The organism is Streptomyces sp. SS1-1, assembly GCF_008973465.1.
In the GTDB taxonomy this organism is placed as follows: Bacteria; Actinomycetota; Actinomycetes; order Streptomycetales; family Streptomycetaceae; genus Streptomyces.
The window spans coordinates 1,574,402-1,601,235 of record NZ_WBXN01000004.1 but is presented as its reverse complement, the minus strand read 5'-3'; the positions used below and the strand labels follow the sequence as shown (position 1 = coordinate 1,601,235).

The window sequence follows — 26,834 nt, the reverse complement described above, 5'->3', positions numbered from 1 at the left end:
CTCTGTCACGTCGGGGGCAGCACCCGGCGCAGGGCCTGGAGGAAGCCGTCCGTCGTGGGGCGGTCCCGGACCGCGAGGCGCAGCCACTCCTCGTCCAGGCCCGGGAACGTGTCGCCGCGGCGGACCGCGTAGCCCAGGGCGCGCAGTTCGTGGCGGACCGCCGCCGCGCCCGGCAGCCGGACGAGGACGAAGGAGGCGGTGGCCGGGCCGGTCACCCGCAGGCCGGACGGGGCGAACGCCTCGAGTCCCGCGACCAGATGGGCCCGGTCGGCGGTGACGCGGTCGGCCGCCTCCGCCGCCTCCGTCAGGGCGCGCGGCGACACGCACGCCTCGGCGGCGGCCAGCGCCGGCGTGGACACCGGCCACAGCGGCTGGGCCCGCTCCAGCGCGGCCACGGTCTCCGGGCCGGCGAGGACATAGCCGATCCGCAGCCCCGCCAGCCCCCACGTCTTCGTCAGGCTGCGCAGCACGACCAGGCCCGGCACGTCGGTCCGCCCCGCCAGGGCCTCCCGCTCGCCCGGCACCACGTCCATGAACGCCTCGTCCACGACCAGGGTGCGTCCCGGCCGGGCGAGCGCGGCGATCGTGTCCGCCGGGTGGAGGACCGACGTCGGGTTCGTCGGGTTGCCGATCACCACCAGGTCGGCGTCCTCCGGGACGGCCGCCGGGTCGAGCCGGAAGCCGTCCTCCGCCCGCAGCAGCACCCGGCCGACGGTGTGCCCGGCGTCCACCAGCGCCGCCTCCGGCTCCGTGAACTGCGGGTGCACCACGACCGGCCGGCTCACCTTCAGCGCGCGGGCCAGCAGCACGAACGCCTCCGCCGCGCCCGCCGTCAGCAGCACCCGCTCGGGCGGCAGCCCGTGCCGGGCCGCCACCGCCGCCCGCGCCGCCCGGCCGTCCGGGTAGGCGGCCAGCGAGCCCAGCGTCCCCGCGATCCGCTCCCGCAGCCAGGCCGGCGGGGTGCCCGTGCGGACGTTCACCGCGAGGTCGGTCAGCGCCGACCCGTCGTCGCGGACCTCGGCGTCGCCGTGGTGCCGCAGATCGTGCCCGCCGTCAGTGCGCATGCGCGTGACCGCCGTGGTGGTGCCCGTGCCCGTGGTGGTGCCCGTCGTCGTCCGGGTGGAAGTGCGGCTGCTGCGGCAGCCCCACCTTGTCCTCGAAGCCCGGCAGCGCGATCCGGTACACGCAGGAGTCGCAGTTCATCCGCAGATCACCCCGCACCGCCTCCTCGTACCGCTCCCACACGAGGTCCAGCAGCTCCGGCTCCGGTCCGATGACGTCCGCCGAGCGCACCTCGGTCTCCGGGTGCGCCGCCGCCCACTCCTCGGTCTGCCGCCGCACCCGGTCCGGCAGGATCCCGGTGAACAGGAAGTACGGCAGCACGACGATCCGCCGCGCCCCGAGCCGCGCACACCGGTCCAGACCGGCCGGCACGTCCGGCGCGGCCAGCGACACGAACGCCGTCTCCACCCCCGCGTAGCCGCGCCCCTCCCACAGCAGCCGGGCCGCCTTGTGCACCTCGGCGTTGGCGTCCGGGTCGGTGGAGCCGCGCCCCACCAGCAGCACGGTGACGTCCGCGCGGTCGCCCGCCGACCCCAGCGCCTCGTCGAGCCGCCGCTCCAGGACCCGCAGCAGCGACGGGTGCGGGCCGAGCGGGCGGCCGTAGGTGTACGTGATCCCGGGGTGCCGTTCCTTCTCGCGGGCCAGCGCCGCCGGGATGTCGCCCTTGGCGTGCCCGGCGGACACCAGCATCAGCGGCACGGCGGCGAACCGCCGCACCCCCCGCTCGACGAGGCCGGCGACCGCGTCGCCCAGCGGCGGCGGGGACAGCTCGATGAAGCCGCCCGCGACGGGCAGTCCGGGGTGCCGGTCCCCGAGCTCCCGGACGAAGGCGCGGAACGCCTCGGCTCCGGCCTCGTCCCGGGTGCCGTGGCCGGCGATGAGCAGGGCGGGCGGGGAGGGGGTCACGATGTCTCCTCGGACGGTGAAGGGAAGGATGGAACGGGGTAGTACAGCAGGGCGTTGAGCGCGGCCGAGGCGACCGCCGAACCGCCCTTCTCGGACACGTTGCTGACGGCGGGCAGTCCGCTCGCGCGCAGCGCCGCCTTGGACTCGACCGCGCCGACGAACCCGACGGGCAGGCCGATGACGAGCGCGGGCCGGGCGTCGAGGGTGAGCAGCTCCTCCAGCGCGGTCGGCGCGTTGCCGATCACCCACAGCGCGCCGGGGCCGACCTGCTCGTACGCCAGCCGGACGGCGTGCGCGGACCGGGTCAGTCCGGGCCCGGACCGGGCGTCCCTGAGCCGGCAGACGGTCTCCCGGCGGGTGATCCCGGCCGCGACCATCTCGACGTCCACGACGACGGGCGCCCCGGCGTGCAGCGCCGCGTGCCCCCGCTGCAGGGTCCGCTCGTCCAGGACGAGGTCACCCGCGTAGTCGAGGTCGGCGGCGGAGTGCACGACCCGCTCGACGACCGCCCGGGTCAGCGGCGGGAGGTGCGAGGTGTCCAGCCGGGCGCGCATCCGCCGGTAGGACTCCTCCTCGATGGGATGGACGACACGGTTCACCTCGGCACCTCCTGGGCGCTCTGCCAGCGGTAGCCGCGCGGGGTCACCATGCGGCCGGCGACCTCCCGGGAGGCGGTGTTGCCGACGGTGACGACCGTCATCATGTCGACCGTCGCCGGGTCGAGGCCGCCGAGCGTGGTGAGCCGGACGGACTCGTCGGGCCGGGACGCGTTGCGCACCACGCCGACCGGCGTGGCCGGCGCGCGGTGCTTCGCGAGGATCGCGAGCGCCTCGGGGAGCTGCCAGTTCCGGCCGCGCGAGCGCGGGTTGTAGAAGGTGACGACGAGATCCGCCTCGGCGGCGGCCCGCACCCGCCGCTCGATGACCTCCCACGGCGTGTGCAGGTCGGACAGGCTGATCGACACATGGTCGTGGCCGAGCGGGGCGCCGAGGACCGCGGCCGCCGCGAGGGCCGCCGTCACCCCGGGCACGCCGACCACGTCGATGTCGTCGGACGCCTCGGCCAGCGCGGGGGAGGCCATGGCGTACACGCCCGCGTCGCCGCTGCCGATGAGGGCGACGGCATGCCCCTTCCGGGCCTCCGCGACCGCCGTCCGCGCCCGTTCCTCCTCCGCGCCGAGCCCGGACTCCAGCACCCGGGTGCCGGGCCGCAGCAGATCGCGGATCTGGTCGACGTACTGGTCCAGCCCGACGAGCACCGAGGCCCGCCGCAGCTCCGCCCTGGCACGTGGGGTCAGCAGGTCCCGGGCGCCCGGCCCGAGGCCCACGACGGCGAGCCGGCCGCGTCCGGGCCGCCGGGCCACCGCACACGTGGCCATCGCCGGGCTCCCGTCGGCCCGCTCGGACTTCCGCTTCGGTACGAGCAGGTCGCCGCCCCCCACCAGCGCGGCGGCCTCGGCGACCGAGGGGGTGCCGACGGCGGCCAGCGGCGCGTCGGACGGGTGCGGGACCGGGACGGCGGCCAGCCGCTCCGGGGCGTGCGTGACGAGCGGGACGCCGAGGCGGGCCGCGGCCTCCACGATGCCGGGCTCGCCGGCCTTCGCGTCGACTGTGGCCAGCTCCGCCACGGACGCGGCGGACAGCCCGGCGTCGCGCAGCGCGTCCCGGACGAGCGTCAGCACCTCGTCGGCGGGGGCGCCCCGCGAGGCCCCGACCCCGACGACCAGGGTCGGCGGACGCAGCACGGCCTCGCGCTCCGCCGCCTCCACGAGCCGGTCCGTCACCCGGATCGTGTACGCCCCCTCGGTGCCGGCCGGCAGCGGCGGCAGCGGCCAGGACACCTCGGCCCGCAGCGCCACCGGCTCCCCGTCGAGCAGGGCCCGGGACACCCCGGCGACATCGCCCTCGACCGGCAAACCGAGCGTGTCCAGACCGGGCAGCCCCACCGCGTCGGTGGCCGTCGTCACCACGGGCCGCGCGCCCAGCAACTCGCCCACCGCGTCGGCGAGTTCGTTGGCACCGCCGCCGTGCCCGCCGGTCAGCGCCACGGCGAACCGCCCGCCCTCGTCGACGCACACCACACCGGGGTCGGCGGCCTTGTCGTCCAGCAGCGGGGCGATCAGCCGGACGACCGCGCCCGTGGCCAGGAAGCACACCAGCTGCCCGCACTCCCCGAACGCCCGCCGCACGGCGTCCCCGACGGGCCCGTCGTACACGCGGGTGCGGTCCGGCCACGCCGCGGCCAGCCGGTCCCGCGCCGCAGCGCCCGCCGCCGTGGCGGAAATCAGGCCGATCACTGAGCAACTCCCTCGCCGTCCACGGGGCTTCGGACGCCCCACAACAAGAAGACCGGATTGGTGGCCGCCAGCCGGGTCACGTCCCCCGGCAGCGGCGCCAGCCGGGACGACTGCAACAGCACCCCGTCGCAGCTGAATCCGGCGCCGGTCAGCGCCGACCGCGCGGCCGGCACCCGGTCCAGCGCGGCCATGGCGACCACGACCGTCCGCCGCGCCCGGCGCGCGCACGCACCGACGACGGCGGGCAGCTCACGGCCCCCGCCGCCCACGAACACGGCGTCCGGGTCGTCCAGTCGACGCAGGGCCTCCGGGGCCGCCCCGTGCACCACATGGACGTCCACCCCGTGCGCGGCCGCGTTGTCCCGGACCCGGGCGACACCGTCCGCCGTCTTCTCGACGGCGGTGACGGCGGCCCCGAGCCGCGCGCACTCCACGGCCACCGAGCCGGAGCCCGCGCCGACGTCCCACACGAGATCGCCGAGCCGGGGCCCGAGCCGGGCCAGCGCGAGCGCGCGCACCTCGAACTTCGTGATCATCGAGTCCCGGTGCGCGAACGCGTCCTCGGGCAGCGCCCAGGAGACGGGACCCCGGCCCGGCCCGGCGACGGTCCGCGCGGCACCCGGTACGGCGGAGCCTTTCAGGCACAGGACGACGTTCACGGCCGCACCCCAGTCCCGGGCGGCGGCCTCGGCGGGGGTCACCCGCTCGACGCGCTCCTCCCCGGACCCCAGCGCGGAGGCGACGACGAGCGTGCGGTCCGCGTCGGCGCGGGCCAGCGCCGCCCCGAGTTCGGCGGGACCGGCGCCGGGCCCGGTCAGCACGGCCACCTTCGGACGCGCCCGGCAGACGTGCACGGCCGTCCGCGCGTCCCGGCCGTGGGCGCTGACGACGACCGCGTCGTCCCAGGTCAGCCCGGCCCGCGCGAACGCCGACGCCACCGAGGACACCCCGGGCCGTACGTCCAGGCACTCCGGTCCGAACCGCTCCGCCAGCGCCCGCGCGATCCCGAAGAACCCCGGATCACCCGAGGCCAGCACGACCACGCGGCGGTCCTTCCCGACGTACGCGGCGATGGTGTCCAACGCCGGGGCGAGCGGACCGAGCACGACCCGCTCCGCCGAGGCGGGCAGCCGTACGGCCTCCAGATGGCGCCGTCCGCCGACCACCAGGTCGGCACCGGCCAGGACGTCCCCGGGCGGCGGCGCCCCCGTCCCCGTGCCGACGACCGTGATCATGTGCTGGCCCCTCGTTCGCGCAGCGCCCGGCGGGCCGCCGGGTCGGCCTTGCGGTACCCGTGGAAGTGGCCCGGGTGGTACAGGTGCGAGCGGGTGCCGTGGGCCTCCAGGGCCGGGCCGACCAGGAAGAGCGTGTGCTTCCAGAGCCTGTGCTCCTTGACCGTCTCCTCCAGCGTGCCGATCGTGCACCGCACGATCAACTCCTCCGGCCAGGTCGCCTGGTAGGCGACGACGACCGGGGTGGAGGTCGGGTAGCCGCCCTCCAGCAGCTCCCGCACCAGCTGACCGCTGCGGGCCGCCGACAGGAAGACCGCCATGGTGGTGCCGTGCCGCGCGAACTCCCGCACCTCCTCGCCCGGCGGCATGGGCGTCTTGCCGCCGCCGAGCCGGGTGAGCACCACCGACTGGGCGACCTCGGGGATCGTCAACTCCCGCTGCGCGAGCGCCGCCACGGCGGAGAACGCGGACACGCCCGGCACCACCTCGGTCGCGAGGCCGAGCGCGGCACACCGGTCCAGCTGCTCCTGCGTGCCGCCCCACAGGGCGGGATCCCCGGAGTGGATGCGGGCGACCTTCAGGCCCTCGTCGCGGGCCCGTTCGTAGACGGCGACGACGTCCTCCAGGGACAGCGCCGCCGAGTCCAGCACCTCGGCGTCCTCGCGGGCGTGCTGCAGAACCTCCGCCTGGACCAGGCTCGCCGCCCAGATCACCACGTCGGCCTCGGCGATGGCGCGCGCGGCACGGAACGTCAGCAGATCGGCGGCGCCGGGGCCGGCACCGACGAAGGTCACCTTGCCGGGTCGGGCATCGGCCATGGGTGGGGTCCTCTCAAGGGGTGTCACAGGCGGGGTCAAGGGGTGTCACAGACGAGGTCAAGCGGCGTCACGGGCGGGGGAGTTCAGAGCTTTCCGCCGCGGCCGCCGTCGCGGCGGGGCGGTGCGATGAGCGTCGACAGATAGGGCAGCGGGGCGTCGTCGAGGTCGGCGGCCGGGCGGATCGACTCCTCCGGCAGCCCCAGCGCCGACCCCCACACCGCGCCGTCCGTGCGCCCGCTCTCGCGCAGCGCCTCGGCGACCTCGCGCGCCCGCCGCCCGAACTTGTACGCGACGACCGTGCCGGGCCCGGCCAGCGCCTCCTTCAGCACCGCGGACCCGGCCGTGACCGGCACCAGCGTCAGCGGCTCGGTGCCCTCGGTGAGGACGGCGCCGGAGCGCGCCGCGAGGTCCTGCATGGCGGTGATGCCCGGGACCGTCTCGACGACGGTGCCCGGCACCGCCGCGACGATCGTCTGCGCGAGATAGGTGAACGTCGAGTACACGTTGGGGTCGCCGATGGTGGCGAAGGCGACGGCCGCGTGCTCGGCGAGCAGCCCGGCGACCCGTGCACCGGCCGCGTCCCAGGCGGCCTCCCGCCGCGACCGGTCCGTGCGCTCGTTCAGTGCGAACACCACCCGGACGACCTTCTCTTCGGGCACGTAGTGCAGCACGGTCGCCTCGGCGCGCCCCCGCTCCCCGCTGTCCATGACGGGGACGACGACCACGTCGGCGGCGCGCAGCGCGTTGACGCCCTTGACGGTCACCAGCTCCGGGTCGCCGGGGCCCACCCCGACTCCGATCAGCCTGCTGCTCATGACGTCCGGCACCTCTCGACGAACCGACGGGCCGTCCCGGGTACGGCGGCCCAGTGCGTGTGCAGATAGCTCGCGTGCACGCCCCCCTGCACGAACCCCTCGACGCGCCGCGCGGGCGTGCGCACCCCCCAGGCGGGGGCGGCCCCCGCACCCGGCTCGACGACGGTCCGGTGGAATTCGTGGGCCCGCGTCCGCGTGCCCGCGGCGGCCAGCGCGCTGTCGCCGACGGCGACGGCGTCCCGGTAGCCGAGGGTGAGCCGTTCGGTCATCCGGGCCGTGGCGTCCAGCACCCCGCACATGGGCAGCCCGTCCAGCTCGCGGCACAGGTACAGCAGCCCCGCGCACTCGGCGGCCACCGGGGCGCCGCTCGCCGCGAGGTCGGCGACGGCCTTGCGCAGCGGCTCGTTGGCGGACAGCTCGGCGGCGTACACCTCGGGGAACCCGCCCCCGATCACCAGCCCCGCCGTGCCGTCCGGCAGGCTCGCGTCCCGCAGCGGATCGAAGGGGACGACGTCGGCGCCGGCGGCGGTGAGCAGTTCGGCGTGCTCCGCGTAGGAGAACGTGAACGCGGGACCGCCGGCCATCGCGACGACCGTCCGCCCGCCCGGCGCGACGACCGGAGGCTCCCAGGTGTCGCACGCCAGCCGCCCGGCGCCGCGCGCCAGCGCCAGCAGGGCGTCCAGATCGCAGCCCGCCGCGACCTGCGCCCCCATCGCCGCCACGGCCTCCACCGCGTCGGCGTGCCGTTCCGCGGCCGGGACCAGACCCAGGTGCCGGGACGGCGTGTCCACCCGCGCGGCCCGCCGCAGCACACCCAGCACCGGCACGCCCGCCGAGTCCAGCGCCTCCCGCAGCAGTTCCTCGTGCCGGTCGGAGGCGACCTTGTTGAGGATCACGCCGCCGATCCGCACCTCCGGGTCCCAGGACGCGAAGCCGTGCACGAGCGCCGCCACCGAACGGGACTGCGAGGACGCGTCCACGACCAGCACCACCGGCGCCCGCAGCAGCTTCGCCACCTGTGCCGTGGACGCCAGCTCGCCCTCGCCCGCGGCCCCGTCGAACAGCCCCATCACACCCTCGACCACGGCGAGGTCGCAGCCCCGCGCCCCGTGCCGGAACAGCGGGCCGATCAGCTCGGGTCCGCACAGGTAGGCGTCGAGGTTGCGGCCGACCCGCCCGGTGGCGAGCGCGTGGTAGCCGGGGTCGATGTAGTCCGGGCCCACCTTGTGCGGGGACACGGCGAGCCCCCGCGCGGCGAACGCGGCCATCAGCCCGGTGGCGACGGTGGTCTTGCCGCTGCCCGAGGAGGGCGCGGCGACGACCAGGCGGGGGACGGACGGGCTCACCACTCGATGCCCCTCTGGCCCTTCTGGCCGGCGTCCATCGGATGCTTCACCTTGGACATGTCGGTCACCAGGTCGGCGTACGCGACCAGCTTCTCCGGCGCGTTCCGCCCGGTGATCACGACGTGCTGGGTGCCGGGCCGGGCCCGCAGCACCTCCACGACCTCGTCGGTGTCGACCCACCCCCAGTGCAGCGGATAGGCGAACTCGTCCAGCACGTACAGCCTGTACGTCTCGGCGGCGAGGTCCCGCTTGACCTGCTCCCAGCCCTCGCGGGCCTTCTCCTCGTTGTCGAGCTGCGCGTCGCGCTGCACCCACGACCAGCCCTCGCCCATCTTGTGCCAGTCGACGGTCCCGCCCTGGCCCGAGGCACCCAGCACCCGCAGCGCGTTCTCCTCGCCGACCTTCCACTTGGCCGACTTCACGAACTGGAACACCCCGATGGGCCATCCCTGGTTCCAGGCGCGCAGCGCCAGCCCGAAGGCGGCGGTCGACTTGCCCTTGCCGACGCCCGTGTGCACGATCACCAGCGGCCGGTTGCGCCGCTGACGTGTCGTCAGCCCGTCGTCCGGCACCACACTCGGCTGTCCCTGCGGCACTACGCGGCCCTCCTCTGCACGTCCTTCACCAGTCCGGCGATGCTGTCCGCGCGCAGCTCGTCCAACGTCACGGCGGTACCGCCCAGTTCGGCCGCGAGGCGCCCGGCGAGCCCGAGCCGCACCGGCCCCGACTCGCAGTCCACGACGACCGAGGCGACCCCGTCGGCCGCGAACAGCCGTGCCGCGCGCCCGGCCAGCGCGACCGGTTCCGGACCGCCGGTGGCCCGTCCGTCCGTCACCAGCACCACCAGAGGGCGGCGCGCGGGATCACGCAGCCGTTCCACCCGCAGCACCTCGTGGGCCCGCAGCAGCCCCGCCGCGAGCGGGGTGCGCCCGCCGGTCGGCAGCGTCTCCAGCCGGGCCGCGGCGGCGTCCACCGACGAGGTCGGCGGCAGGGCGACCTCGGCGGCCGAGCCCCGGAACGTCACGAGCCCCACCTTGTCCCGCCGCTGGTAGGCGTCCAGCAGCAGCGACAGCACGGCGCCCTTCACGGCACCCATCCGCTGCCGTGCCGCCATCGACCCGGACGCGTCGACGACGAACAGCACGAGGTTCCCCTCGCGGCCCTCGCGGGTGGCCTGGCGCAGATCGTCCCTGCGCACGATCAGGCCCGGCCCGGACCGTCCGCGCGCCCGCTGGTGCGGGGCCGCCGCCCGCACGGTCGCCGCGAGGTGCAGCTTGGTGAGCGTGCCCCGGGGGCGGCGGGCCCCGGTCGTCCGCCCGTGCTCGGTCCGTGCCCGGGACCGCCGTCCGGCGGCCCCCTCACCGATGCCGGGCACGCTCAGCACCTTGGTGCGGAAGGGCTCGGAGGCCCGTGCGGGGGACTGCTCGCCGGCCCCCGAGGGCCGCGGCTGCCCGTCCTCGCCGGCCTCGGGGCGGGCCGCGGTGTCCCCGTCGCCCTGGGGCGCGTCACCGGGGTCCGGCTGTCCGCCCCCGCCGGGCCCGTCCGGGCCGGGGTCCGGGTCGGGGTCGTCGTCCGGGCCGCCGAACTCCTCCAGCGTCTCGTCCAGCTTGTCCTCGTCCAGGCCGGGCGCGTCGAAGGGGTTGCGGCGCCTGCGGTGCGGCAGCGCGAGCAGCGCCGCCTGCCGGACGTCCTCGGCGAGCACGTCGGTGCGCCCGGCCCACGCGGCCAGCGCGGTGGCCGTACGGGCCATCACGATGTCGGCGCGCATCCCGTCCACCTCGAACGCGGCACAGGTCGCCGCGATCTGCCGCAGCGCGCCGTCGCCGAGCCGCACCGACGGCAGCAACTCCCGCGCCGCGACGATCCGTTGCCGGACCGCCGACTCCTCGTCCGCCCAGCGGGCCGCGAACCCGGCCGGATCGTCGTCGTACGCGAGGCGCCGCCGGACGACCTCGACCCGCCGGTCCGGCTCCCGGGACGCCGCGACCTCGACGGTCAGCCCGAACCGGTCCAGCAACTGCGGCCGCAGCTCGCCCTCTTCGGGGTTCATCGTGCCGACGAGCAGGAACTTCGAGGCGTGCCGCACGGAGACGCCCTCGCGCTCCACGTACGACGCGCCCATCGCCGCCGCGTCCAGCAGCAGGTCGACCAGGTGGTCGTGGAGGAGGTTCACCTCGTCGACGTAGAGGATGCCGCGGTGCGCGTCGGCGAGCAGGCCCGGCTCGAACGCCTTGACGCCCTCGGCGAGCGCCCGCTCGATGTCCAGGGCGCCGACCAGCCGGTCCTCGGAGGCGCCGACCGGCAGCTCCACCATGCGGGCCGGCCGGGACACGCCGGCGGTGTCCTCGTGCGGCCCGTCCGGGCAGCCCGGGTCGGGGGCGGCCGGATCGCACGAGAACCGGCACCCGGCGACCACCGGCACCGCGGGCAGCAGCGCCGACAGCGCCCGGACGGCCGTCGACTTGGCCGTGCCCTTCTCGCCGCGCACCAGCACCCCGCCGACCGCCGGGGACACGGCGTTCAGCAGCAGCGCGAGCCGCAGGTCGTCCTGGCCGACGACGGCCGTGAAAGGAAAGGGGGTCGTCACTTCTCGTCGCCCTCCAGATCGCCTTCGAGCTCCAGATAGGTGGCCCGCAGCCGCTCCAGCGTCTCCGCGTCCGGCTCGGCCCACAGACCGCGGTCGGCGGCCTCCAGCAGCCGCTCGGTGATGCCGCGCAGCGCCCACGGGTTGGACCTCTTCATGAAGTCCCGGTTCTCCGCGTCGAAGACGTACGCGGCGCTGAGCTTCTCGTACATCCAGTCGTCGACCACGCCGGCCGTCGCGTCGTACCCGAAGAGGTAGTCGACGGTCGCCGCCATCTCGAAGGCGCCCTTGTAGCCGTGCCGGCGCATCGCCGCCATCCAGCGCGGGTTCACCACCCGGGCCCGGAACACCCGGTGGGTCTCCTCGCCGAGCGTGCGGGTGCGCACCTGGTCGGGGGTGGCCGAGTCGCCCACGTACGCCTCGGGGCTGCTGCCCGTCAGATGCCGCACCATCGCGACCATGCCGCCGTGGTACTGGAAGTAGTCGTCGGCGTCCACGAGGTCGTGCTCGCGGGTGTCGACGTTCTTCGCGGCGACGTTGATCCGCCGGAACGCGGTCTCCATGTCGCCGCGCGCGGCCCGCCCGTCGAGGCCGCGCCCGTAGGCGTAGCCGCCCCAGACCGCGTACACCTCGGCCAGGTCGGCGTCCGAACGCCAGTTGCGGGCGTCGATCAGCGGCAGCAGTCCCGCCCCGTACGCGCCCGGCTTGGAACCGAAGACCCGGGCCGTGGCCCGCCGCCGGTCGCCGTGCGCGGCGGTGTCCTCGTCGGCGTGCGCCTTCACGTAGTTCCGCTCGGCCGGCTCGTCCAGCTCGGCGACCGCGCGCACGGCGTCGTCGATCAGCCCGACGACGTGCGGGAACGCGTCCCGGAAGAACCCGGAGATCCGGACGGTGACGTCGATGCGGGGCCGCCCCAGCTCGGCCAGGCCGACCACCTCGAAGCCGGTGACCCGGCGCGAGGCGTCGTCCCACATCGGGCGGCAGCCCAGCAGCGCCAGGATCTCCGCGATGTCGTCGCCCTGGGTGCGCATGGCGGAGGTGCCCCACACCGTCAGGCCCACCGACTTCGGGTACTCGCCCGTGTCCTGGAGGTACCGCTGGACCAGCGAGTCGGCGAGCGACTGCCCGACCTCCCAGCTCAGCCGGGACGGGATCGCCTTCGGGTCGACGGAGTAGAAGTTCCGGCCGGTCGGCAGCACGTTGACCAGACCGCGCGTCGGGGAGCCCGAGGGGCCCGCCGGGACGTAACCGCCGTCGAGCGCCTTGAGGATGTGCCCGATCTCGTCCGTGGTGCGGGCCAGGCGCGGCACGACCTCGGCGCACGCGAACTCCAGCACCCGCAGGGCGTCCGGGAGTTCGGTGCCGAGGACGTCCCGCAGCACGCCCGGGCTCTCGGCGACCGCCCAGTCCCGGTCCTCCAGGCCCTCCGCGATCCGCCGGCACAGCTGCTCCAGCAGGTCGATGGCGTCGGACGCCGTACGCGCCGGCCCGTCCACCAGGTCCGTCAGCTCGGCCGGGACCTTCACCGGTGCGCCCGGCTCGGCCAGCAACTCGGCCTCGACCAGCCCGAAGTGGGCGGCCAGCGAGGCCCGCAGGCCGGGGATCGCGTTCGCCTGCCCGCCCCACACCTGGGAGGCGCGCAGCACCGCCAGCACCAGGTTCACCCGGGGCTCGCCCACCGGGCCGCCGCCCAGGATGTGCAGCCCGTCGCGGATCTGCACGTCCTTGATCTCGCACAGATAGCCGTCGATGTGCATGACGAACTCGTCGAACGCCTCGTCGTCCGGCTGCTCGTCGACGTGCAGGTCGTGGTGGAGCTCGGCCGCCTTCACCAGCGTCCAGATCTGCGCGCGCACCGCCGGGGCCTTGGCCGGGTCCAGGTCGGAGACGAGCGCGTACTCGTCCAGCAGCTGCTCCAGCTTGGCCAGGTCGCCGTAGGTGTCGGCGCGGGCCATCGGCGGCACCAGGTGGTCGACGACGGTGGCGTGGCCGCGCCGCTTGGCCTGGGTGCCCTCGCCGGGGTCGTTCACGATGAACGGGTACACGAGCGGGAGTTCGCCGAGGACGGCGTCCGGGGCGCAGCCCCGGCTCAGCCCGAGGCCCTTGCCGGGCAGCCACTCCATGGTGCCGTGCTTGCCCATGTGCACGATCGCGTCGGCGCCGAAACTGTTCTCCAGCCAGCGGTAGGCCGCCAGATAGTGGTGCGAGGGCGGCATGTCGGGGTCGTGGTAGATCGCGATGGGGTTCTCGCCGAAGCCGCGCGGCGGCTGGATCATCACCACGACGTTCCCGAACCGCAGCGACGCCAGCACGATGTCGTCGCCGTCGACGTACAGCGAGCCCGGCGGCTCGCCCCACGCGTCCAGCATGGCCTGCCTGAGGTCCGCGTCCAGCGTGTCGAACCAGGTCGTGTAGTCGGCGAGCGGCACCCGCGCGGGCGCCGAGGCCAGCTGCTCCTCGGTCAGCCACTCCACGTCGTGGCCGCCGGCCTCGATGAGCCGGTGGATCAACTCGTCGCCGTTGTCGGGGTATTCGGTGAGCGCGTAGCCGGCCTCGGACAGCGCGTCGAGCACGCGGACCGCCGAGGCGGGCGTGTCCAGGCCGACCGCGTTGCCGACCCGGGAGTGCTTGGTCGGGTAGGCGGTGAAGACCAGCGCCAGCTTCTTGTCGGCGTTCGGCGTGTGCCGCAGCCGGGCGTGCCGGACGGCGATCCCGGCGACCCGCGCCGCCCGCTCCGGGTCGGCCACGTACACCGGCACGTCGTCCGGGCCCTGCTCCTTGAACGAGAACGGCACGGTGACCAGGCGCCCGTCGAACTCGGGGATCGCCACCTGCATCGCCGCGTCCATCGGGGACAGGGCCGCGTCGGACTCCTCCCAGACGGCCCGCGAGGACGTCAGGCACAGCCCCTGCAGGACGGGCACGTCCAGCTCGGCCAGCCTGCCGACGTCCCACGCCTCCTCGTCGCCGCCCGCGGACGCCTGCGAGGCGTGCGTGCCGCCCGCCGCGAGGACGGTCGCGACCAGGGCGTCGGCCCGGCCCAGGATCTCGTACAGCCCGGCGTCCGCGCCGCGCAGCGAACCGCAGTACACGGGCAGCGCGTTGGCGCCCCGGGCCTCGATCGCGTCGCACAGCGTGTCCACGAACGCGGTGTTGCCGCTGAGGTGATGGGCCCGGTAGAAAAGCACGCCCACCGTCGGCCGGCCGTCCACCCACGCACGGGAGCCGTGCACGCCGTACTCCGGCATCGGGCGCGGCTCCACGAAGCCCTCGCCCGTCAGCAGCACGGTGTCCGACAGGAACCGGGCCAGTTCGGTGAGGTTGGCGGGGCCGCCCGCCACCAGGTACTTCAGCGCCTCCGCGACCACGCCGGCCGGCACCGACGACTCGGCCATCAGCTCCGCGTCCGGCACGGACTCGCCGCCCAGCAGCACCGTCGGCACCCCCGACGCCTTCAGCGCGGCGAGCCCGTCCTCCCAGGCCCGCTTCCCGCCCAGCAGCCGTACGACGGCGATGTCGGCGCCCTCGATCAGCGCGGGCAGCTCGGACGCGACGTCCAGGCGGGTCGGGTTGCCGATCCGGTACGCGGCCTCGCCGGCGCGTGCCGCCAGCAGGTCCGTGTCGGCGGTCGACAACAACAACACTGTGCTCATGCGGGCGCTCCCGGGGGGATGAAGGGCAGTCCTCGCGGCGCGCCCGACTCGATGAGCCGCCACAGCGCGTCCGTGTCCGCGTGCTGTTCGATGAGGTCGCCGAGCCGGTCGAGTTGCTCCTCCCGCAGCGCGGCGAACGAGGTGCCGGGCGCCGGTACGAAGCGGCGGCCCGCGGCGGCCGCCACCTCCCGCAGGAAGGCGCGCCGGAAGGCGTCCGACTCCAGCGAGCCGTGCCAGTGGGTGCCCCAGGTCTGGCCGACCCGGCAGCCGTCCAGGAAGGGTTCACCCGCCAGGACCTCGGCGACCCCGTGATGGATCTCGTAGCCCTCGACCCGCTCGCCGAGCGCCTCACCGCACGGCCGGGTCAGGGTCTTCTCGCGGGCGAACCGCACCCGCACGGGCAGCAGGCCGAGGCCGTCGACATGACCGGCGCGGCTCTCGACGTCGTCCTCGATGTGCTCGCCGAGGACCTGGAAGCCGCCGCAGATCCCGAGGACCGGACGGCCCTCGGCGGCCCGCCGCACCAGGGCCTGTGCCAGCCCCCGCTCGCGCAGCCAGCGCAGCGCCTTCACGGTGCCGCGGGTGCCGGGCACCACCACCAGATCGGCGTCGGCCAGCTCCTCCGGCCGGTCCACGAACCGCACGACGACGCCCGGTTCGGCGGCGAGCGCGTCGACGTCCGTGAAGTTGGACATCAGCGGCACCGCGCACACGGCGACGCGCAGCACGTCCTCGCCGGCCGGGGCGGCCACCTCGGACTCGCGCACCGCCCCGCGCAGCGACACCCGCAGGCCGTCCTCCTCGTCGATGCCGAGACCGTGCCGGAACGGCAGCACGCCGTACGTCCGCCGCCCGGTGAGGCCGTGCAGCATGTCCAGGCCGGGTTCGAGGAGCGAGACGTCGCCGCGGAACTTGTTCACGAGGAACCCGGCGACCAGCTCCTGGTCCTCGCGCGCCAGCAGCGCCACCGTCCCGAAGAACGAGGCGAAGACTCCGCCCCGGTCGATGTCGCCCACGACCAGCACCGGCAGCCGGGCACCGCGCGCGATCCCCATGTTCACGATGTCCGTGCGCCGCAGGTTGATCTCGGCGGGCGAACCGGCGCCCTCGCAGATCACCGCGTCGTACGAGGCCCGTAGTTCGGCGAGGGAGTCCAGCACGGTGCCGAGCAACCGCTCCTGCCGTCCGCCGTGGTAGCCGCGCGCGCTCAGCTCGCCGACCGGCCGGCCCAGCAGCACCACCTGGCTGCTGCGGTCCCCGCCCGGCTTCAGCAGGACGGGGTTCATGTGCGCGGTCGGCTCGATCCGGCACGCCTGCGCCTGCATGGCCTGCGCCCGCCCGATCTCCGCGCCCTCGCGGGTGACGAACGAGTTCAGCGACATGTTCTGCGCCTTGAACGGCGCGACCTTCACGCCCTGCCGGACCAGCCAGCGGCAGATCCCGGCGGTGACGACGCTCTTGCCCGCGTCGGAGGTCGTACCGGCGACGAGCAGCCCGCCCTTCACGCGGCACGTCCCCGCGCCGCGCGCCGCCCGAGCAGGAGCCGCGCCCCGGCGCACACCCCGAGGGCGAGCACGCCGACCCGCTGCGACAGCCGCACGGCCCGCTCGATGTCGGCGACCTCGACGGCCCGTCCGGCAGCCCCGTTGAGCACGGGCCGGTGCTCCACCCGCCCGCCGTACGACAGCGTCCCGCCGAGCCGCACCCCGAGCGCGCCCGCGAACGACGCCTCCACGGGGCCCGCGTTGGGGCTGGGATGCCGGTGCGCGTCCGCCCGCCACGCCCGTACGGCCCCCTGGGGGTCGCCCCCGGCGACGGCGGCCAGTACGGCGGTCAGCCGGGCCCCCGGCCAGCCGGCGACGTCGTCGAGACGGGCCGAAGCCCAGCCGTAGCGGCGGTACTTGGGGGAGCGGTGCCCGACCATCGCGTCGAGCGTGTTGACGGCCCGGAACCCCGCGAGGCCCGGCACCCCGGCGACGGCCCCCCATACGAGGGCGCCGACCACGGCGTCCGAGGTGTTCTCCGCGACGGACTCCACGACGGCCCGCGCGATCCCGTCGGCGTCCAGCGCCTGCGGGTCCCGGCCGCACAGATGCGGCAGCCGCGCCCGCGCGGCCTCCACGTCCCCGGACTCCAGGGCACGTCCGATCGCCCGGGCCTCCCGGGCCAGCGAGGTGCCGCCGACGACGGCCCAGGTGACGGCGCCGGTCAGGGCGACGGAGGCGGCGGGGGAGGGGCGCACGGCGCGTGCGCCGAGCGCGGCGGCCGCCACGGCGCCACCGGCGCACACGGCGGTGTGGAGCACACCCCAGGCGCGGTGGTCGCGCCACAACACCCGTTCCACGGCGCCCGCGGCACGTCCGAACGCGGCGACCGGATGCCCACGGCGTGGATCGCCGAGCAGCAGGTCACCGAGGAGTCCGGCGGCGGCGCCGTACGCGAAGACGCGTTCGGCACGCATGGGGTTCAGCCGGTGGTGGCGTCGGACAGGGGTCCGGTACTGCTACTGCGTGACGATCGGCAGGCGAGCATCGCGTGATGTCCTCACTCAGGGTGTCCACGCCCTGGTTCGACGAGACCGGCGGCGAGAGTTCCTGGCTCCCGGGGGTCACTACCCCGGTGACAGTGGCGGGACCGCGCCGGATTCGCACCGGCTTCCTCTTCTGCCGCCGTACATGGCCTGGGAAGTCCACCACGGGTCGCGACGGCCGTCAACTTGCCTGTGACCTGCGACGGGAGAGTGTGCGCAGGCCCACACACACCGAAGGTGCGCGACGGTGTCCCGTCACGCACCTCAGGAGTCACGCGTCGTACGTCAGGCCACGATGAGGTAGATGCCGTACGCCACGGCCGCCGTGCACGCCGCGAAGCACGCGTAGGCGCCGGTGACCGCGAGCGCCGCCGAGTCGCCCTGCGCGACCGCCCGTTCGCGGCGCGAGAGGCCCGCGATGCCGAGGGTGAACAGGGCCACCAGGACCACCGTGACGACGAGACTGACACCGAAGACGGAGCCGAGGGCCGCCCAGTCGATCTTCATGCTGCTTCCTTGTGTTGCCGGGAGGGGTGACCGGGGGTCAGACCGCGGCCCTGGTGGGCTCGGGTCCGGGGGCCGGTGCCGGGAGGGTGACGGAGAGGTCGTCGGTCACCGTGCCCGTGGGAGGCGGGGTCACGACGGCGATGGCGGTGGTGACCACACCGGCGGGCTCGTCCTCGTCGCCGGTGACGTTGGTGTGGTCGACGACCTCGCGGCGGGAGATCCGCCAGATCGCGAAGCTGGAGGCGATCAGGAAGACCGCGACGGCGGCGGTGCCCCAGGTGCCGAGGCCCGTCACGTACTCGGCGAGCGCCGCGACCAGCGCGGCGGCCGGCAGGGTCAGGGCCCAGGCGACGAACATCCGGGTGGCCGTGGACCAGCGGACCACACCGCCCTTGCGGCCGAGACCGGCGCCCATCACGGAACCGGACACGGAGTGCGTGGTGGACAGGGAGAAGCCGAGGTGGGAGGAGGCCAGGATGACCGTCGCGGCGCTGGTCTGGGCGGCGAAGCCCTGCTGCGGCTGGAGGTCGGTGAGGCCCTTGCCCATGGTGCGGATGATCCGCCAGCCGCCGAGGTAGGTGCCGAGCGCGATGGCCAGGCCGGCGGAGAGGATGACCCAGGTGGGCGGGTCCGAGGCGGGGGCGAGGGCGCCGCCCGCGATCAGGGCGAGGGTGATGATGCCCATGGTCTTCTGGGCGTCGTTGGTGCCGTGGGCGAGGGAGACGAGGCCCGCGGAGGCGATCTGGCCGGCGCGGTAGCCCTTCTTCGCGGCCTCGCCGTCCGCCTTCTTGCCGAGGGTGTACGTGAGCCGCGTGGCCAGCAGGGCCGCGACGCCCGCGACGATCGGGGCGGCGAGGGCCGGGAGCAGGACCTTCGTGACGAGCACGTCGCCGTGGACGGCGCCGACGCCGGCCGAGGCGATGGTGGCGCCGATCAGGCCGCCCATCAGGGCGTGCGACGAGCTGGAGGGCAGGCCCACCAGCCAGGTGACGAGGTTCCAGAGGATCGCGCCGACCAGGGCGGCGAAGATGACCTCGGGACGGATGCCGGTCTCGTCGACGAGACCCTTGGAGATCGTGTTGGCGACCTCCACCGAGAGGAAAGCGCCTACAAGGTTGAGCACGGCGGACATGGCCACCGCGACCTTGGGCTTGAGCGCACCGGTCGAGATGGTCGTGGCCATCGCGTTGGCGGTGTCGTGAAAACCGTTCGTGAAATCGAACGCGAGCGCGGTTACCACCACGATCGCGAGGATCAGCGAGAAGTTTTCCATTTACCCAGGCAATCGTTCGAGGTCATTGGCTCGATGAACGTAGGAAACCTGAGTGAACGGAAGGTGAACTGGGGCGGGCCGCGCGGTGTCCGGCAGGGAGGGTTTCCCCTATGAACGGAAGGCCCCCGTCCGCGGTGCCCGGGCGGGGCCGGGGCGCGGCCGGGGCGCGGCGCGGTTCAGCCGCCGCGGGCGAACGACCTGAGCTGGGTCAGGGACCCGTTGAAGAGATTCTGGTCACCCGGCAGGCCGCCGCCGTTGTCGTACTGCCAGAGGGTCCAGGCGCGCCATCCGGACGGCAACGTTCCGGGGTCCGGGACATCGTAGCGGGCCACCCAGAGCGGGTGGTCGGCGAAGGCGCGGGAGGCGCCGGTGCAGGTGTTCCACCAGTGGGCGGTGGTGTAGATCACCGGGCGGCGGCCGGTCAGCCGGCGCACCTCGTCGCTGAACGCCCCGATCCAGGCGGTCATCGCCGCCTTGGGCAGCCCGTAGCACTTGTGCGAGCCGTACGGGTTGTACTCGATGTCGAGCGCGGGCGGCAGGGTCCAGCCGTCCGGCCGCCAGCCGCCGCCGTTGCGTACGAAGAACGCCGCCTGCGCACGGCCCGAGGACCGGTCGGGCAGGGCGAAGTGGTAGGCGCCGCGCACCAGGCCGGCGGCGCGGGCGCCGTCGTACTGCCGGGCGTAGTAGGGGTTGCGGTAGGTGTGCGACTCGGTCGCCTTGACGTAGACGAACCGCGCGCCCCGCGCCCGGCTGTCCGCCCAGTCGACGTCCTTCTGGTGCGACGAGACGTCATGACCTCGGGGCTTTCCGGCGGCGGCGGCGGCAGCGGGCGGGGCCGGTGCTCCTGAGACGGGGACGGCGACGGCGGTGGCGGTGAGCGCGAGCACGGCCGCGCAGGACACGGCGAGTCGGGACGGTTTGCGGGCACGGGCCATGGTTCCCCCCGGAATGGTGGCGTGTGCGGCAAATCACCCGGAGATTATCGGAAGATCGTTGAACTCCGATCGATCTCAGGCCAAGCGGCCGGAGCGGACGGTATGTCGGGGTATGCACCCTCCCGGAGGTCGCCCCTCCGCCCTGAAGTGCCCCCATCCACCGGCGACTTCGCGCACCGCGCCTGGCAGGATCGCCGCATGGCTGACGAACGGTGGGAGCAGGGGGACGGCGACGTCCCGAACCGGCGCACGGTGCGGCCCGAGGAGGCGGCGGCCTGGGAGGCCCTGGTCGCCACGGCCCGCCGGACCGTCGCCGACGGACTCGTGGTCGGCACGTCCGGGAACGTCTCGGTGCGGGTGGGGGACACGGTGCTGGTCACGCCGTCCGGCGTGCCGTACGACCGGCTCACCGCCCAGGACGTCACGGGCGTCGCCCTCAACGGCCGGCAGGTGCTGGGCACCCTGGTGCCGACCAGCGAACTGCCCATGCACCTCGCCGTCTACGCCGCCACCGACGCCCGCGCCGTCGTGCACACCCACGCCGTCCACGCGACGGCCGTCTCGACCCTGGTGCCCGAACTCCCACTGATCCACTACATGGCCGCGGCCCTCGGCGGACCCGTCCGGGTCGCCCCCTACGCGGCGTACGGCACCGAGGAGTTGGCCGAGAACATGCTGCGGGCCCTCACCGGCCGTACCGCCTGCCTCCTGCGCAACCACGGCACCGTCGCCCACGGCGCCACCCTGGACCAGGCGTACGACCGCACGGCCCAACTGGAATGGATGTGCCGCGTCTGGCTCACGGCCTCCTCGGTCCCGGGCCTGACCCCGACCCTCCTGTCCGGGGAACAGGTGGCGGAGGTGGGGGAGCGCCTGAAGGGATACGGGCAACAGGGCTGACGGCCCCGGGCGCCTGCTGCCCCCGGCGTCAGGCCGGGGGCACCGCCCTACGACCGGCCGGCAGGCGCCGACGGCCCGTCACCTCGGCCGTGGTGCCGTCCTTTCCCGCACGGGCCGGGGTGCGCCCGCCTCCGGCGGCGCCATGGCCCCGGCGGCCCGCTTCGGCCCGCCACCCGCCCGCCTGCCCGTGCGAGGGGCGGGCGGTGGAGGCGGGGCGCGCCCGGGGCAGGTGTCCGGCGGCCAGGCATACGGTCTCGCACCGCTCGTCACGTGCGGGGAGCGGCCCGTGGAGGCGGGGAGTGCCGGGGGCAGGTGTCCTGCGGCCGCGCGTGCGGTCTCACGCCGCCCGGCCGCGCGCACGTCACCCGGCCCTGCGGCTCGGCCGCGCGCTCGTCCACACAGCGCGCCACTCGGCTGCTTCGCCGCGAGCTCTTCACCCCCGCTCCGCCGGGTTCCGCTTGCCGCGTGCGGGGAGCGGCCCGTGGAGGCGGGGTGCGCCCGGGGTAGGTGTCCGGCGGCTACGCGTGCGGTCTTGCTCCGCTCGGCCGCGCGGCGGCGCGCAAGTCACTCGGCTCCGTGGCTCGGCTGCTTCGTCGCGCGCTCGTCACCCCGCCTTGCCGGGGCCCGGCTCGTGCCGTGCGAGGAGCGGCCCGCGAAGGCGGGGCGCGCCCGGGACTGGTGTCCGGCGGCCACCCGTGCGGTCTCGCCCCGCCCGGCCGCGCGACCGCGCGCACGTCACCCCACCCCGCCCTCCCACTGGCCGTCAGGCCGGTCGTTCCGGACACTGGACGGGTGCGCACTGTCCGAACGACGGCCGCAGCCGTCTCCGTGGCCCTGGCCGCCGGCGCCGCGAGCGTCGCCGCCGGGCGGCTCGCCAGCGGCGCCGCCCTGACGGCGACCCCCGGCCGCCCGCTGCCCACCGAACCCCGGCTCACCGTGCACGCCACGGCCGCCGGGCAGATCACCCTCACCCGCGACCTGGCCTCGCTGCGTCCCGGCACGTACGGCCTGGCCGGTGACGGCTCGCACGCCGTCGTCGGCCCCGTCCTCGAGGACGCGCAGCACTCCGCCGACACCGTGGTCCGCCGTCTGGAGCGGGTCACCCACGGCACCCTGAAGCCCGGCGACAGCGTCTGGCTCACCCCCAACGTGTACGTCGGCAACCCGCGCGCCACCCTCGGCCTCGACCACGCCGACGTCGACATCCCGGGCGAACTCGGTCCGCTGCCCGCCTGGTTCGTGCCCGGCGCCCGGGGCACCTGGCTCATCGCGGTGCACGGCCTGGGCACCACCCGCGAACACGCCATGAACCTCATGCGGCCCCTCAACGCCCGGCACGTCCCGGTGCTCGCCCTCGCCTACCGCGGCGACCTCGGCGCGCCCCGCCCGCCGGACGGGCTGCACCACTTCGGCGAGACCGAGTGGCGCGACGTCGACGCCGCGATGCGCTACGCCGTGCGCTACGGCGCCCGGAAGATCGTCCTGCTCGGCTGGTCCACCGGCGCCACCATGGCGCTGCGCGCCGCCGCCCGCTCCAGCCTGCGCGACCGGATCGCCGGGCTCGTCCTGGACTCCCCGGTGCTCAGCTGGGAGACCACGTTGCGCGCCCTCGCCGCGGCCCGCCACACCCCGAACGCCCTGCTGCCCCTCGCCGTGCGCGCCGCCCAGGGCCGCGCGAACCTGACCGCGGACCGCTCCGGCGCAGACGTCTTCGAGGGCGTCACGGTCCCCACCGTCGTCTTCCACGGCCCCGGCGACCGGGTGGCCCCCTGGACCCTGTCCCGCCGCCTGGCCAGGGCCCACCCCGACCTCGTCACCCTGCACACCGTGCGGGACGCCCCGCACGCCGCCATGTGGAACGCCGACCCCGGCTTCTACGAGGAGTCGCTGCGCCGCTTCATGACACCGCTGGTCTGATACGCCCCCTCACGGGCCCCCCACGGGACCCCCCGACGGGACCGGACCCACGGGACCCGCCCGCCCGGCTGGTCCCGTGCCGTCCCGTGCCCTGCCGTGCCATTCCGTTTAAGGCCGTACCGATGGCCTGTTCCCGGTGCCCCGGCACCCGTCGGACCCCTCGCGCCGCCCGTCCCCGGAGCCGCTCACGGCATTCCGTTTGGGTTTTCGGACCGTCAACCGGAAGACTGCACCCGTGACGTCCCGTATCCCGCGCGACTCCAGGCTTCGACTCGTCCGCCCGCGACCCCTGGCCGCCGCCCCCGGAGCAGTGAACCAGCGCCGCCCGCGCCGCCCCGCGCCCCGGCCCCCGGAGGGCACACCGGCCCGGTCCGAGCTGGCCGGAATGGCACGCTCCCTCCTCGCCGGCGCGGTCCGCGTCGCCCTCTGGGCCGACACCGCCCTGCGCCCCGGCCGTACGAACGCGAACCCCGACGGCAAAGGCACCCTCTCCGACGAGACCGCCGAACGCGCCTCCCGCGCCCTCGGCCTGAGCGTCGCTCAGGTCCGGGCCGACTGGGACACCGCCCGGCTCGCCGGCCTCGTCGAGGTGCACGGCGACAGCGCGCGCCCCAGCTGGCGGCTGCGGGCCTGGGACCGCGACGACAGCGCCGTCCTGCGCGGCTGGGTCGCCCTCTTCGACGCCTGGTCGCTGGCCCACCCCGAGCCCGCCCACCTCCACCACGCCGCCGTCGCCGACGTCGTCTCGGCCCTGCCCCAGGTGCTGTCCTTCCTCCAGCTGTCCGCCGGGCCCGTCCCCGTCGAGCAGCTCCTCGACCTGCTGGAGCAGCGCGTCACCGAGCTGCGCACCGAGCGCTGCGAGATCCCGTACGGGCCGAGCCCCGAGCCGCTCCCCGACGCGAGACCCGCCGAGGACACCCCCCTCGCCCCGCTGCTCGACTGGGCCCTCACCGCCCTCGCCTCCGTCGGCGCCCTCACCTACGGCGACGGCCAGGCCACCCTGACCCCGCTCGGCAGCTGGGCGGTCTGGGTCAAGCTGGAGCAGATCTGCGTGGCCGCCCAGAGCCCCGCCGGGAACATCGAGCGGTCCGCGGAGGACATGCTGCGCGGCTGCGCCCAGCTGCGCCCGAACGCCGCCCGCGACGAGTACCGCGCCTGGCTCGCCGCCCGCCCCGTCGGCAGCGCCGTCACCGAGCTGCTGGCCGCCGCCCGCGGCGACGACGCCCTGCTGCGCGGCCTCGCCTTCGAGGCGCTGCGCGTGGTCGGCGCCCCCGCCGAACCCGACGTGCGCGCGATCGCCGACGAGCCGGCCCTGCGCCCCTACGCCCTGCTGTGGCTCGCCGAGCACGACGGCGCCGACCCCGAGGACGCCCACGAGGTGCTGACCCGGGAGGAGGCCACCTGGCTCTGGGTGGACACCGCCGCCGCCGTCGCCGACCACGGCGAGGCCCCGATGCTCGTACGGCACCTGGAGTCCGCCGTCCAGCCGACCGTGCCCGCCCTCCTCGACGAGGTGCGTGCCGTCGGCCACCCCCGCACCGTGCAGGTCCTGGTCGCCCTCGCCGCCGCGCACCCCGACCCGGCGCTCGCCCGGGCCGTGCGCCGGGCCGCCTTCCAGGTGCACACCGGCGGGAGCTGAGCCCCTCAGCCGCCCGTGCCCGGGACGTAGGTGCCGAAGCTCCACACGTTGCCCTCCAGGTCCCGGGCCAGATAGTCCCGGCCGCCGTAGTCCTGGTCCCTCGGGGGCATGAGGATCTCCGCGCCGTGCTCCACGGCCCGCCGGTGGTGTGCGTCGACGTCGTCCACGACGACGTACACCCCGGCCGGACCCGCGCCCTCCATCACCCGGTCGAAGGCGCTGCCGGTGCCCTTCGAGCCCAGCATCACCACGCCGCCGCCCTGCTCCAGTTCGGCGTGCGCGACCTTGCCGTCCTCGCCCTCGTACACGGCAAGTTCCGTGAAGCCGAACGCCTCCGTCAGCTGCCGGACCGCCGCCTTCGCGTCCTTGTACAGCAGCGTCGGGCTGAGGCCCGGACGCCCACCGCTCGTGCCTGCCATGCCGTCACCCTTTCGTGCGCAGCGTCGTCGGGCGGCCGTCGCCGCCGCCGGTGTGATGCATGACCCGTCACGGGTCGTCCGAAGCCGGAAAAACTGGTTGCACGGCCCCGTTAGACTGGCCCCATGGCCATTCTCCTCGCGCATTAGACGGCGGGACTGTCCTCAGCCGCCCATACCGCCACCTAGCCCCGCCCTGGAGTCTGACCGTGATCTCCGCCACCGGTATCGAGCTGCGCGCCGGCGCGCGCGTCCTCATCGAGTCCGCGACCTTCCGCGTCGCCAAGGGCGACCGCATCGGCCTCGTCGGCCGCAACGGCGCGGGCAAGACGACCCTCACCAAGTGCCTGGCCGGCGAGGGCATCCCGGCCGCCGGACAGATCACCCGCTCGGGCGAGGTCGGCTACCTCCCGCAGGACCCCCGCACCGGCGACCTCGACGTCCTCGCCCGCGACCGCATCCTCTCCGCGCGCGGCCTCGACGTACTGATCCGCAAGATGCGCGACAACGAGCAGCGCATCGCCAACGGCAAGGGCGCCACCCGCGAGAAGGCCCTCAAGCAGTACGAGCGCCAGGAGACGGAGTTCCTCACCAAGGGCGGCTACTCCGCCGAGGCCGAGGCCGCCACCATCGCGGCCGCGCTCAACCTGCCCGACCGGGTGCTCGGCCAGCCGCTGCACACCCTCTCCGGCGGTCAGCGCCGCCGTATCGAGCTGGCCCGCATCCTCTTCTCCGACGCGGACACCCTGCTCCTCGACGAGCCGACCAACCACCTCGACGCCGACTCGATCGTCTGGCTGCGGGACTACCTGAAGACCTACCGCGGCGGCTTCATCGTGATCTCCCACGACGTCGACCTGGTCGAGACCGTCGTGAACAAGGTGTTCTACCTGGACGCCAACCGCGCCCAGATCGACGTCTACAACATGGGCTGGAAGCTCTACCAGCAGCAGCGCGAGGCCGACGAGAAGCGCCGCAAGCGCGAGCGCCAGAACGCCGAGAAGAAGGCCGCCGCGCTCAACGCCCAGGCCGACAAGATGCGCGCCAAGGCCACCAAGACGGTCGCCGCCCAGAACATGGCCCGGCGCGCCGAGCGCCTGCTGTCCGGACTGGAGGAGGTCCGCCAGTCCGACAAGGTCGCCAAGCTGCGCTTCCCCGAGCCCGCCCCCTGCGGCAAGACGCCGCTCACCGCCGAGGGCCTGTCGAAGTCGTACGGCTCCCTGGAGATCTTCACCGACGTCGACCTGGCCATCGACAAGGGCTCCCGCGTCGTCATCCTCGGCCTCAACGGCGCCGGCAAGACCACGCTGCTGCGTCTCCTCGCCGGGGTGGAGCAGCCGGACACCGGCGCGGTCATCCCCGGCCACGGCCTCAAGATCGGCTACTACGCCCAGGAGCACGAGACCCTGGACCCCGACCGCACCGTCCTGGAGAACATGCGCTCGGCGGCCCCCGACATGGACCTCGTCGAGGTCCGCAAGGTGCTCGGCTCGTTCCTGTTCTCCGGCGACGACGTCGACAAGCCGGCCGGCGTCCTCTCCGGCGGTGAGAAGACCCGGCTGGCCCTCGCCACCCTGGTCGTCTCCTCGGCGAACGTCCTGCTGCTCGACGAGCCGACGAACAACCTCGACCCGGCCAGCCGCGAGGAGATCCTCGGCGCGCTGCGCACGTACAAGGGCGCGGTCGTCCTCGTCACCCACGACGAGGGTGCCGTCGAGGCCCTGCAGCCGGAGCGGATCATCCTGCTGCCCGACGGCGTCGAGGACCTGTGGGGCGCCGGCTACGCGGATCTCGTCGCCCTCGCTTGATCGAATACGTGATCCACGGGCTATGGATCATTCGGCCCACGGGTGATCCACCATCTGTGTGAGATCTCCTCGTACCGAGGTGTGTAGTACATCGATTTCGCGCCCCCGTCGGTTATCGGCGGGGGCGCGCGTATGCCAGGACGCTGACCTGGGAATTCACAAATGAACCCGTTCGGCTGTACGGACGCGAGCTCACG

The 26,834-nt window shown here is 74.9% G+C and carries 21 protein-coding genes and 1 riboswitch; of the genes, 4 read left to right on the top strand and 17 right to left on the bottom strand.

The window, feature by feature from the left end:
* Positions 1-5: 5 nt before the first annotated feature.
* From cobC to F8R89_RS08395, 16 genes are all read right to left on the bottom strand, one after another.
* On the bottom strand, positions 6-1,064 hold the full coding sequence (gene cobC / locus F8R89_RS08470) for an Rv2231c family pyridoxal phosphate-dependent protein CobC (protein WP_151783384.1): 1,059 nt from the start codon (positions 1,062-1,064) through the stop codon (positions 6-8).
* The gene (locus F8R89_RS08465) at positions 1,054-1,968 is read right to left on the bottom strand and encodes a sirohydrochlorin chelatase (RefSeq protein WP_151783383.1); all 915 of its coding nucleotides are present in this window, start codon (positions 1,966-1,968) and stop codon (positions 1,054-1,056) included. The genes cobC and F8R89_RS08465 overlap by 11 nt, the downstream gene beginning before the upstream one ends.
* Complete coding sequence (locus tag F8R89_RS08460; RefSeq protein WP_151783382.1) at positions 1,965-2,567, bottom strand: precorrin-8X methylmutase; 603 nt, start codon at positions 2,565-2,567, stop codon at positions 1,965-1,967. The genes F8R89_RS08465 and F8R89_RS08460 overlap by 4 nt, the downstream gene beginning before the upstream one ends.
* Positions 2,564-4,264 carry a precorrin-3B C(17)-methyltransferase gene (gene cobJ / locus F8R89_RS08455; RefSeq protein ID WP_151783381.1) on the bottom strand — a complete coding sequence of 567 codons (1,701 nt, stop codon included), beginning with the start codon at positions 4,262-4,264 and terminating at the stop codon, positions 2,564-2,566. The genes F8R89_RS08460 and cobJ overlap by 4 nt, the downstream gene beginning before the upstream one ends.
* Positions 4,261-5,499 (bottom strand): precorrin-6y C5,15-methyltransferase (decarboxylating) subunit CbiE, encoded by a 1,239-nt coding sequence (cbiE, locus tag F8R89_RS08450; RefSeq protein ID WP_151783380.1) that lies wholly within the window; start codon positions 5,497-5,499, stop codon positions 4,261-4,263. Before cbiE ends, cobJ begins: the two co-directional genes overlap by 4 nt.
* Positions 5,496-6,314 (bottom strand): precorrin-4 C(11)-methyltransferase, encoded by an 819-nt coding sequence (gene cobM, locus F8R89_RS08445; RefSeq protein WP_151783379.1) that lies wholly within the window; start codon positions 6,312-6,314, stop codon positions 5,496-5,498. The genes cbiE and cobM overlap by 4 nt, the downstream gene beginning before the upstream one ends.
* An 83-nt stretch (positions 6,315-6,397) precedes the next feature.
* The gene (gene cobI / locus F8R89_RS08440) at positions 6,398-7,129 is read right to left on the bottom strand and encodes a precorrin-2 C(20)-methyltransferase (protein ID WP_151783378.1); all 732 of its coding nucleotides are present in this window, start codon (positions 7,127-7,129) and stop codon (positions 6,398-6,400) included.
* Positions 7,126-8,475: a cobyrinate a,c-diamide synthase gene (locus tag F8R89_RS08435; protein WP_151783377.1), complete on the bottom strand. Its 1,350-nt coding sequence runs from the start codon at positions 8,473-8,475 to the stop codon at positions 7,126-7,128. The genes cobI and F8R89_RS08435 overlap by 4 nt, the downstream gene beginning before the upstream one ends.
* The gene (gene cobO / locus F8R89_RS08430; protein ID WP_151783376.1) at positions 8,472-9,071 is read right to left on the bottom strand and encodes a cob(I)yrinic acid a,c-diamide adenosyltransferase; all 600 of its coding nucleotides are present in this window, start codon (positions 9,069-9,071) and stop codon (positions 8,472-8,474) included. The genes F8R89_RS08435 and cobO overlap by 4 nt, the downstream gene beginning before the upstream one ends.
* Positions 9,071-11,062: a putative cobaltochelatase gene (locus tag F8R89_RS08425; protein ID WP_151783375.1), complete on the bottom strand. Its 1,992-nt coding sequence runs from the start codon at positions 11,060-11,062 to the stop codon at positions 9,071-9,073. Before F8R89_RS08425 ends, cobO begins: the two co-directional genes overlap by 1 nt.
* Positions 11,059-14,712 (bottom strand): cobaltochelatase subunit CobN, encoded by a 3,654-nt coding sequence (gene cobN, locus F8R89_RS08420; protein ID WP_151783374.1) that lies wholly within the window; start codon positions 14,710-14,712, stop codon positions 11,059-11,061. Before cobN ends, F8R89_RS08425 begins: the two co-directional genes overlap by 4 nt.
* Complete coding sequence (locus F8R89_RS08415) at positions 14,709-16,217, bottom strand: cobyric acid synthase (RefSeq protein WP_151783373.1); 1,509 nt, start codon at positions 16,215-16,217, stop codon at positions 14,709-14,711. Before F8R89_RS08415 ends, cobN begins: the two co-directional genes overlap by 4 nt.
* Positions 16,214-17,173 carry a cobalamin biosynthesis protein gene (locus F8R89_RS08410; RefSeq protein WP_151783372.1) on the bottom strand — a complete coding sequence of 320 codons (960 nt, stop codon included), beginning with the start codon at positions 17,171-17,173 and terminating at the stop codon, positions 16,214-16,216. Before F8R89_RS08410 ends, F8R89_RS08415 begins: the two co-directional genes overlap by 4 nt.
* A gap of 106 nt (positions 17,174-17,279) precedes the next feature.
* Positions 17,280-17,432: riboswitch (cobalamin riboswitch) on the bottom strand.
* A 95-nt stretch (positions 17,433-17,527) separates the two neighbouring features.
* Entirely contained in the window at positions 17,528-17,749 is a 222-nt protein-coding gene (locus tag F8R89_RS08405) for a hypothetical protein (protein ID WP_151783371.1), read from the bottom strand.
* A gap of 37 nt (positions 17,750-17,786) precedes the next feature.
* Positions 17,787-19,022 carry an inorganic phosphate transporter gene (locus tag F8R89_RS08400; RefSeq protein ID WP_151783370.1) on the bottom strand — a complete coding sequence of 412 codons (1,236 nt, stop codon included), beginning with the start codon at positions 19,020-19,022 and terminating at the stop codon, positions 17,787-17,789.
* 176 nt (positions 19,023-19,198) lie between these two features.
* Positions 19,199-19,957 (bottom strand): lysozyme, encoded by a 759-nt coding sequence (locus tag F8R89_RS08395; RefSeq protein WP_151783369.1) that lies wholly within the window; start codon positions 19,955-19,957, stop codon positions 19,199-19,201.
* Between the two features lie 198 nt (positions 19,958-20,155).
* On the opposite strand from F8R89_RS08395, the gene F8R89_RS08390 reads away from it, so the two are divergent.
* The 3 genes from F8R89_RS08390 to F8R89_RS08380 all read left to right on the top strand — a co-directional run bounded on the left by F8R89_RS08390 (position 20,156) and on the right by F8R89_RS08380 (position 24,413).
* Complete coding sequence (locus F8R89_RS08390; protein ID WP_151783368.1) at positions 20,156-20,857, top strand: class II aldolase/adducin family protein; 702 nt, start codon at positions 20,156-20,158, stop codon at positions 20,855-20,857.
* 792 nt (positions 20,858-21,649) lie between these two features.
* Positions 21,650-22,774 (top strand): alpha/beta hydrolase family protein, encoded by a 1,125-nt coding sequence (locus F8R89_RS08385; RefSeq protein ID WP_151783367.1) that lies wholly within the window; start codon positions 21,650-21,652, stop codon positions 22,772-22,774.
* 235 nt (positions 22,775-23,009) lie between these two features.
* Entirely contained in the window at positions 23,010-24,413 is a 1,404-nt protein-coding gene (locus tag F8R89_RS08380) for a hypothetical protein (protein ID WP_192806073.1), read from the top strand.
* 5 nt (positions 24,414-24,418) lie between these two features.
* On the opposite strand, the gene F8R89_RS08375 is transcribed toward F8R89_RS08380, so the two are convergent.
* Positions 24,419-24,832: a VOC family protein gene (locus F8R89_RS08375; RefSeq protein WP_192806072.1), complete on the bottom strand. Its 414-nt coding sequence runs from the start codon at positions 24,830-24,832 to the stop codon at positions 24,419-24,421.
* Between the two features lie 206 nt (positions 24,833-25,038).
* Here F8R89_RS08375 and abc-f point away from each other — a divergent pair, with 206 nt between their 5' ends.
* Positions 25,039-26,637 carry a ribosomal protection-like ABC-F family protein gene (gene abc-f, locus F8R89_RS08370; RefSeq protein WP_151783365.1) on the top strand — a complete coding sequence of 533 codons (1,599 nt, stop codon included), beginning with the start codon at positions 25,039-25,041 and terminating at the stop codon, positions 26,635-26,637.
* Positions 26,638-26,834 lie beyond the last annotated feature (197 nt).

Bases quoted from the DNA above. Each gene is read 5' to 3' on its own strand.
- cobC (WP_151783384.1), bottom strand. From the start codon at position 1,064: ATGCGCACTGACGGCGGGCACGATCTGCGGCACCACGGCGACGCCGAG.
- cbiE (WP_151783380.1), bottom strand. From the start codon at position 5,499: ATGATCACGGTCGTCGGCACGGGGACGGGGGCGCCGCCGCCCGGGGAC.
- cobM (WP_151783379.1), bottom strand. From the start codon at position 6,314: ATGGCCGATGCCCGACCCGGCAAGGTGACCTTCGTCGGTGCCGGCCCC.
- cobI (WP_151783378.1), bottom strand. From the start codon at position 7,129: ATGAGCAGCAGGCTGATCGGAGTCGGGGTGGGCCCCGGCGACCCGGAG.
- cobN (WP_151783374.1), bottom strand. From the start codon at position 14,712: ATGAGCACAGTGTTGTTGTTGTCGACCGCCGACACGGACCTGCTGGCG.
- F8R89_RS08410 (WP_151783372.1), bottom strand. From the start codon at position 17,173: ATGCGTGCCGAACGCGTCTTCGCGTACGGCGCCGCCGCCGGACTCCTC.
- F8R89_RS08405 (WP_151783371.1), bottom strand. From the start codon at position 17,749: ATGAAGATCGACTGGGCGGCCCTCGGCTCCGTCTTCGGTGTCAGTCTC.
- F8R89_RS08400 (WP_151783370.1), bottom strand. From the start codon at position 19,022: ATGGAAAACTTCTCGCTGATCCTCGCGATCGTGGTGGTAACCGCGCTC.
- F8R89_RS08395 (WP_151783369.1), bottom strand. From the start codon at position 19,957: ATGGCCCGTGCCCGCAAACCGTCCCGACTCGCCGTGTCCTGCGCGGCC.
- F8R89_RS08390 (WP_151783368.1), top strand. From the start codon at position 20,156: ATGGCTGACGAACGGTGGGAGCAGGGGGACGGCGACGTCCCGAACCGG.
- F8R89_RS08375 (WP_192806072.1), bottom strand. From the start codon at position 24,832: ATGGCAGGCACGAGCGGTGGGCGTCCGGGCCTCAGCCCGACGCTGCTG.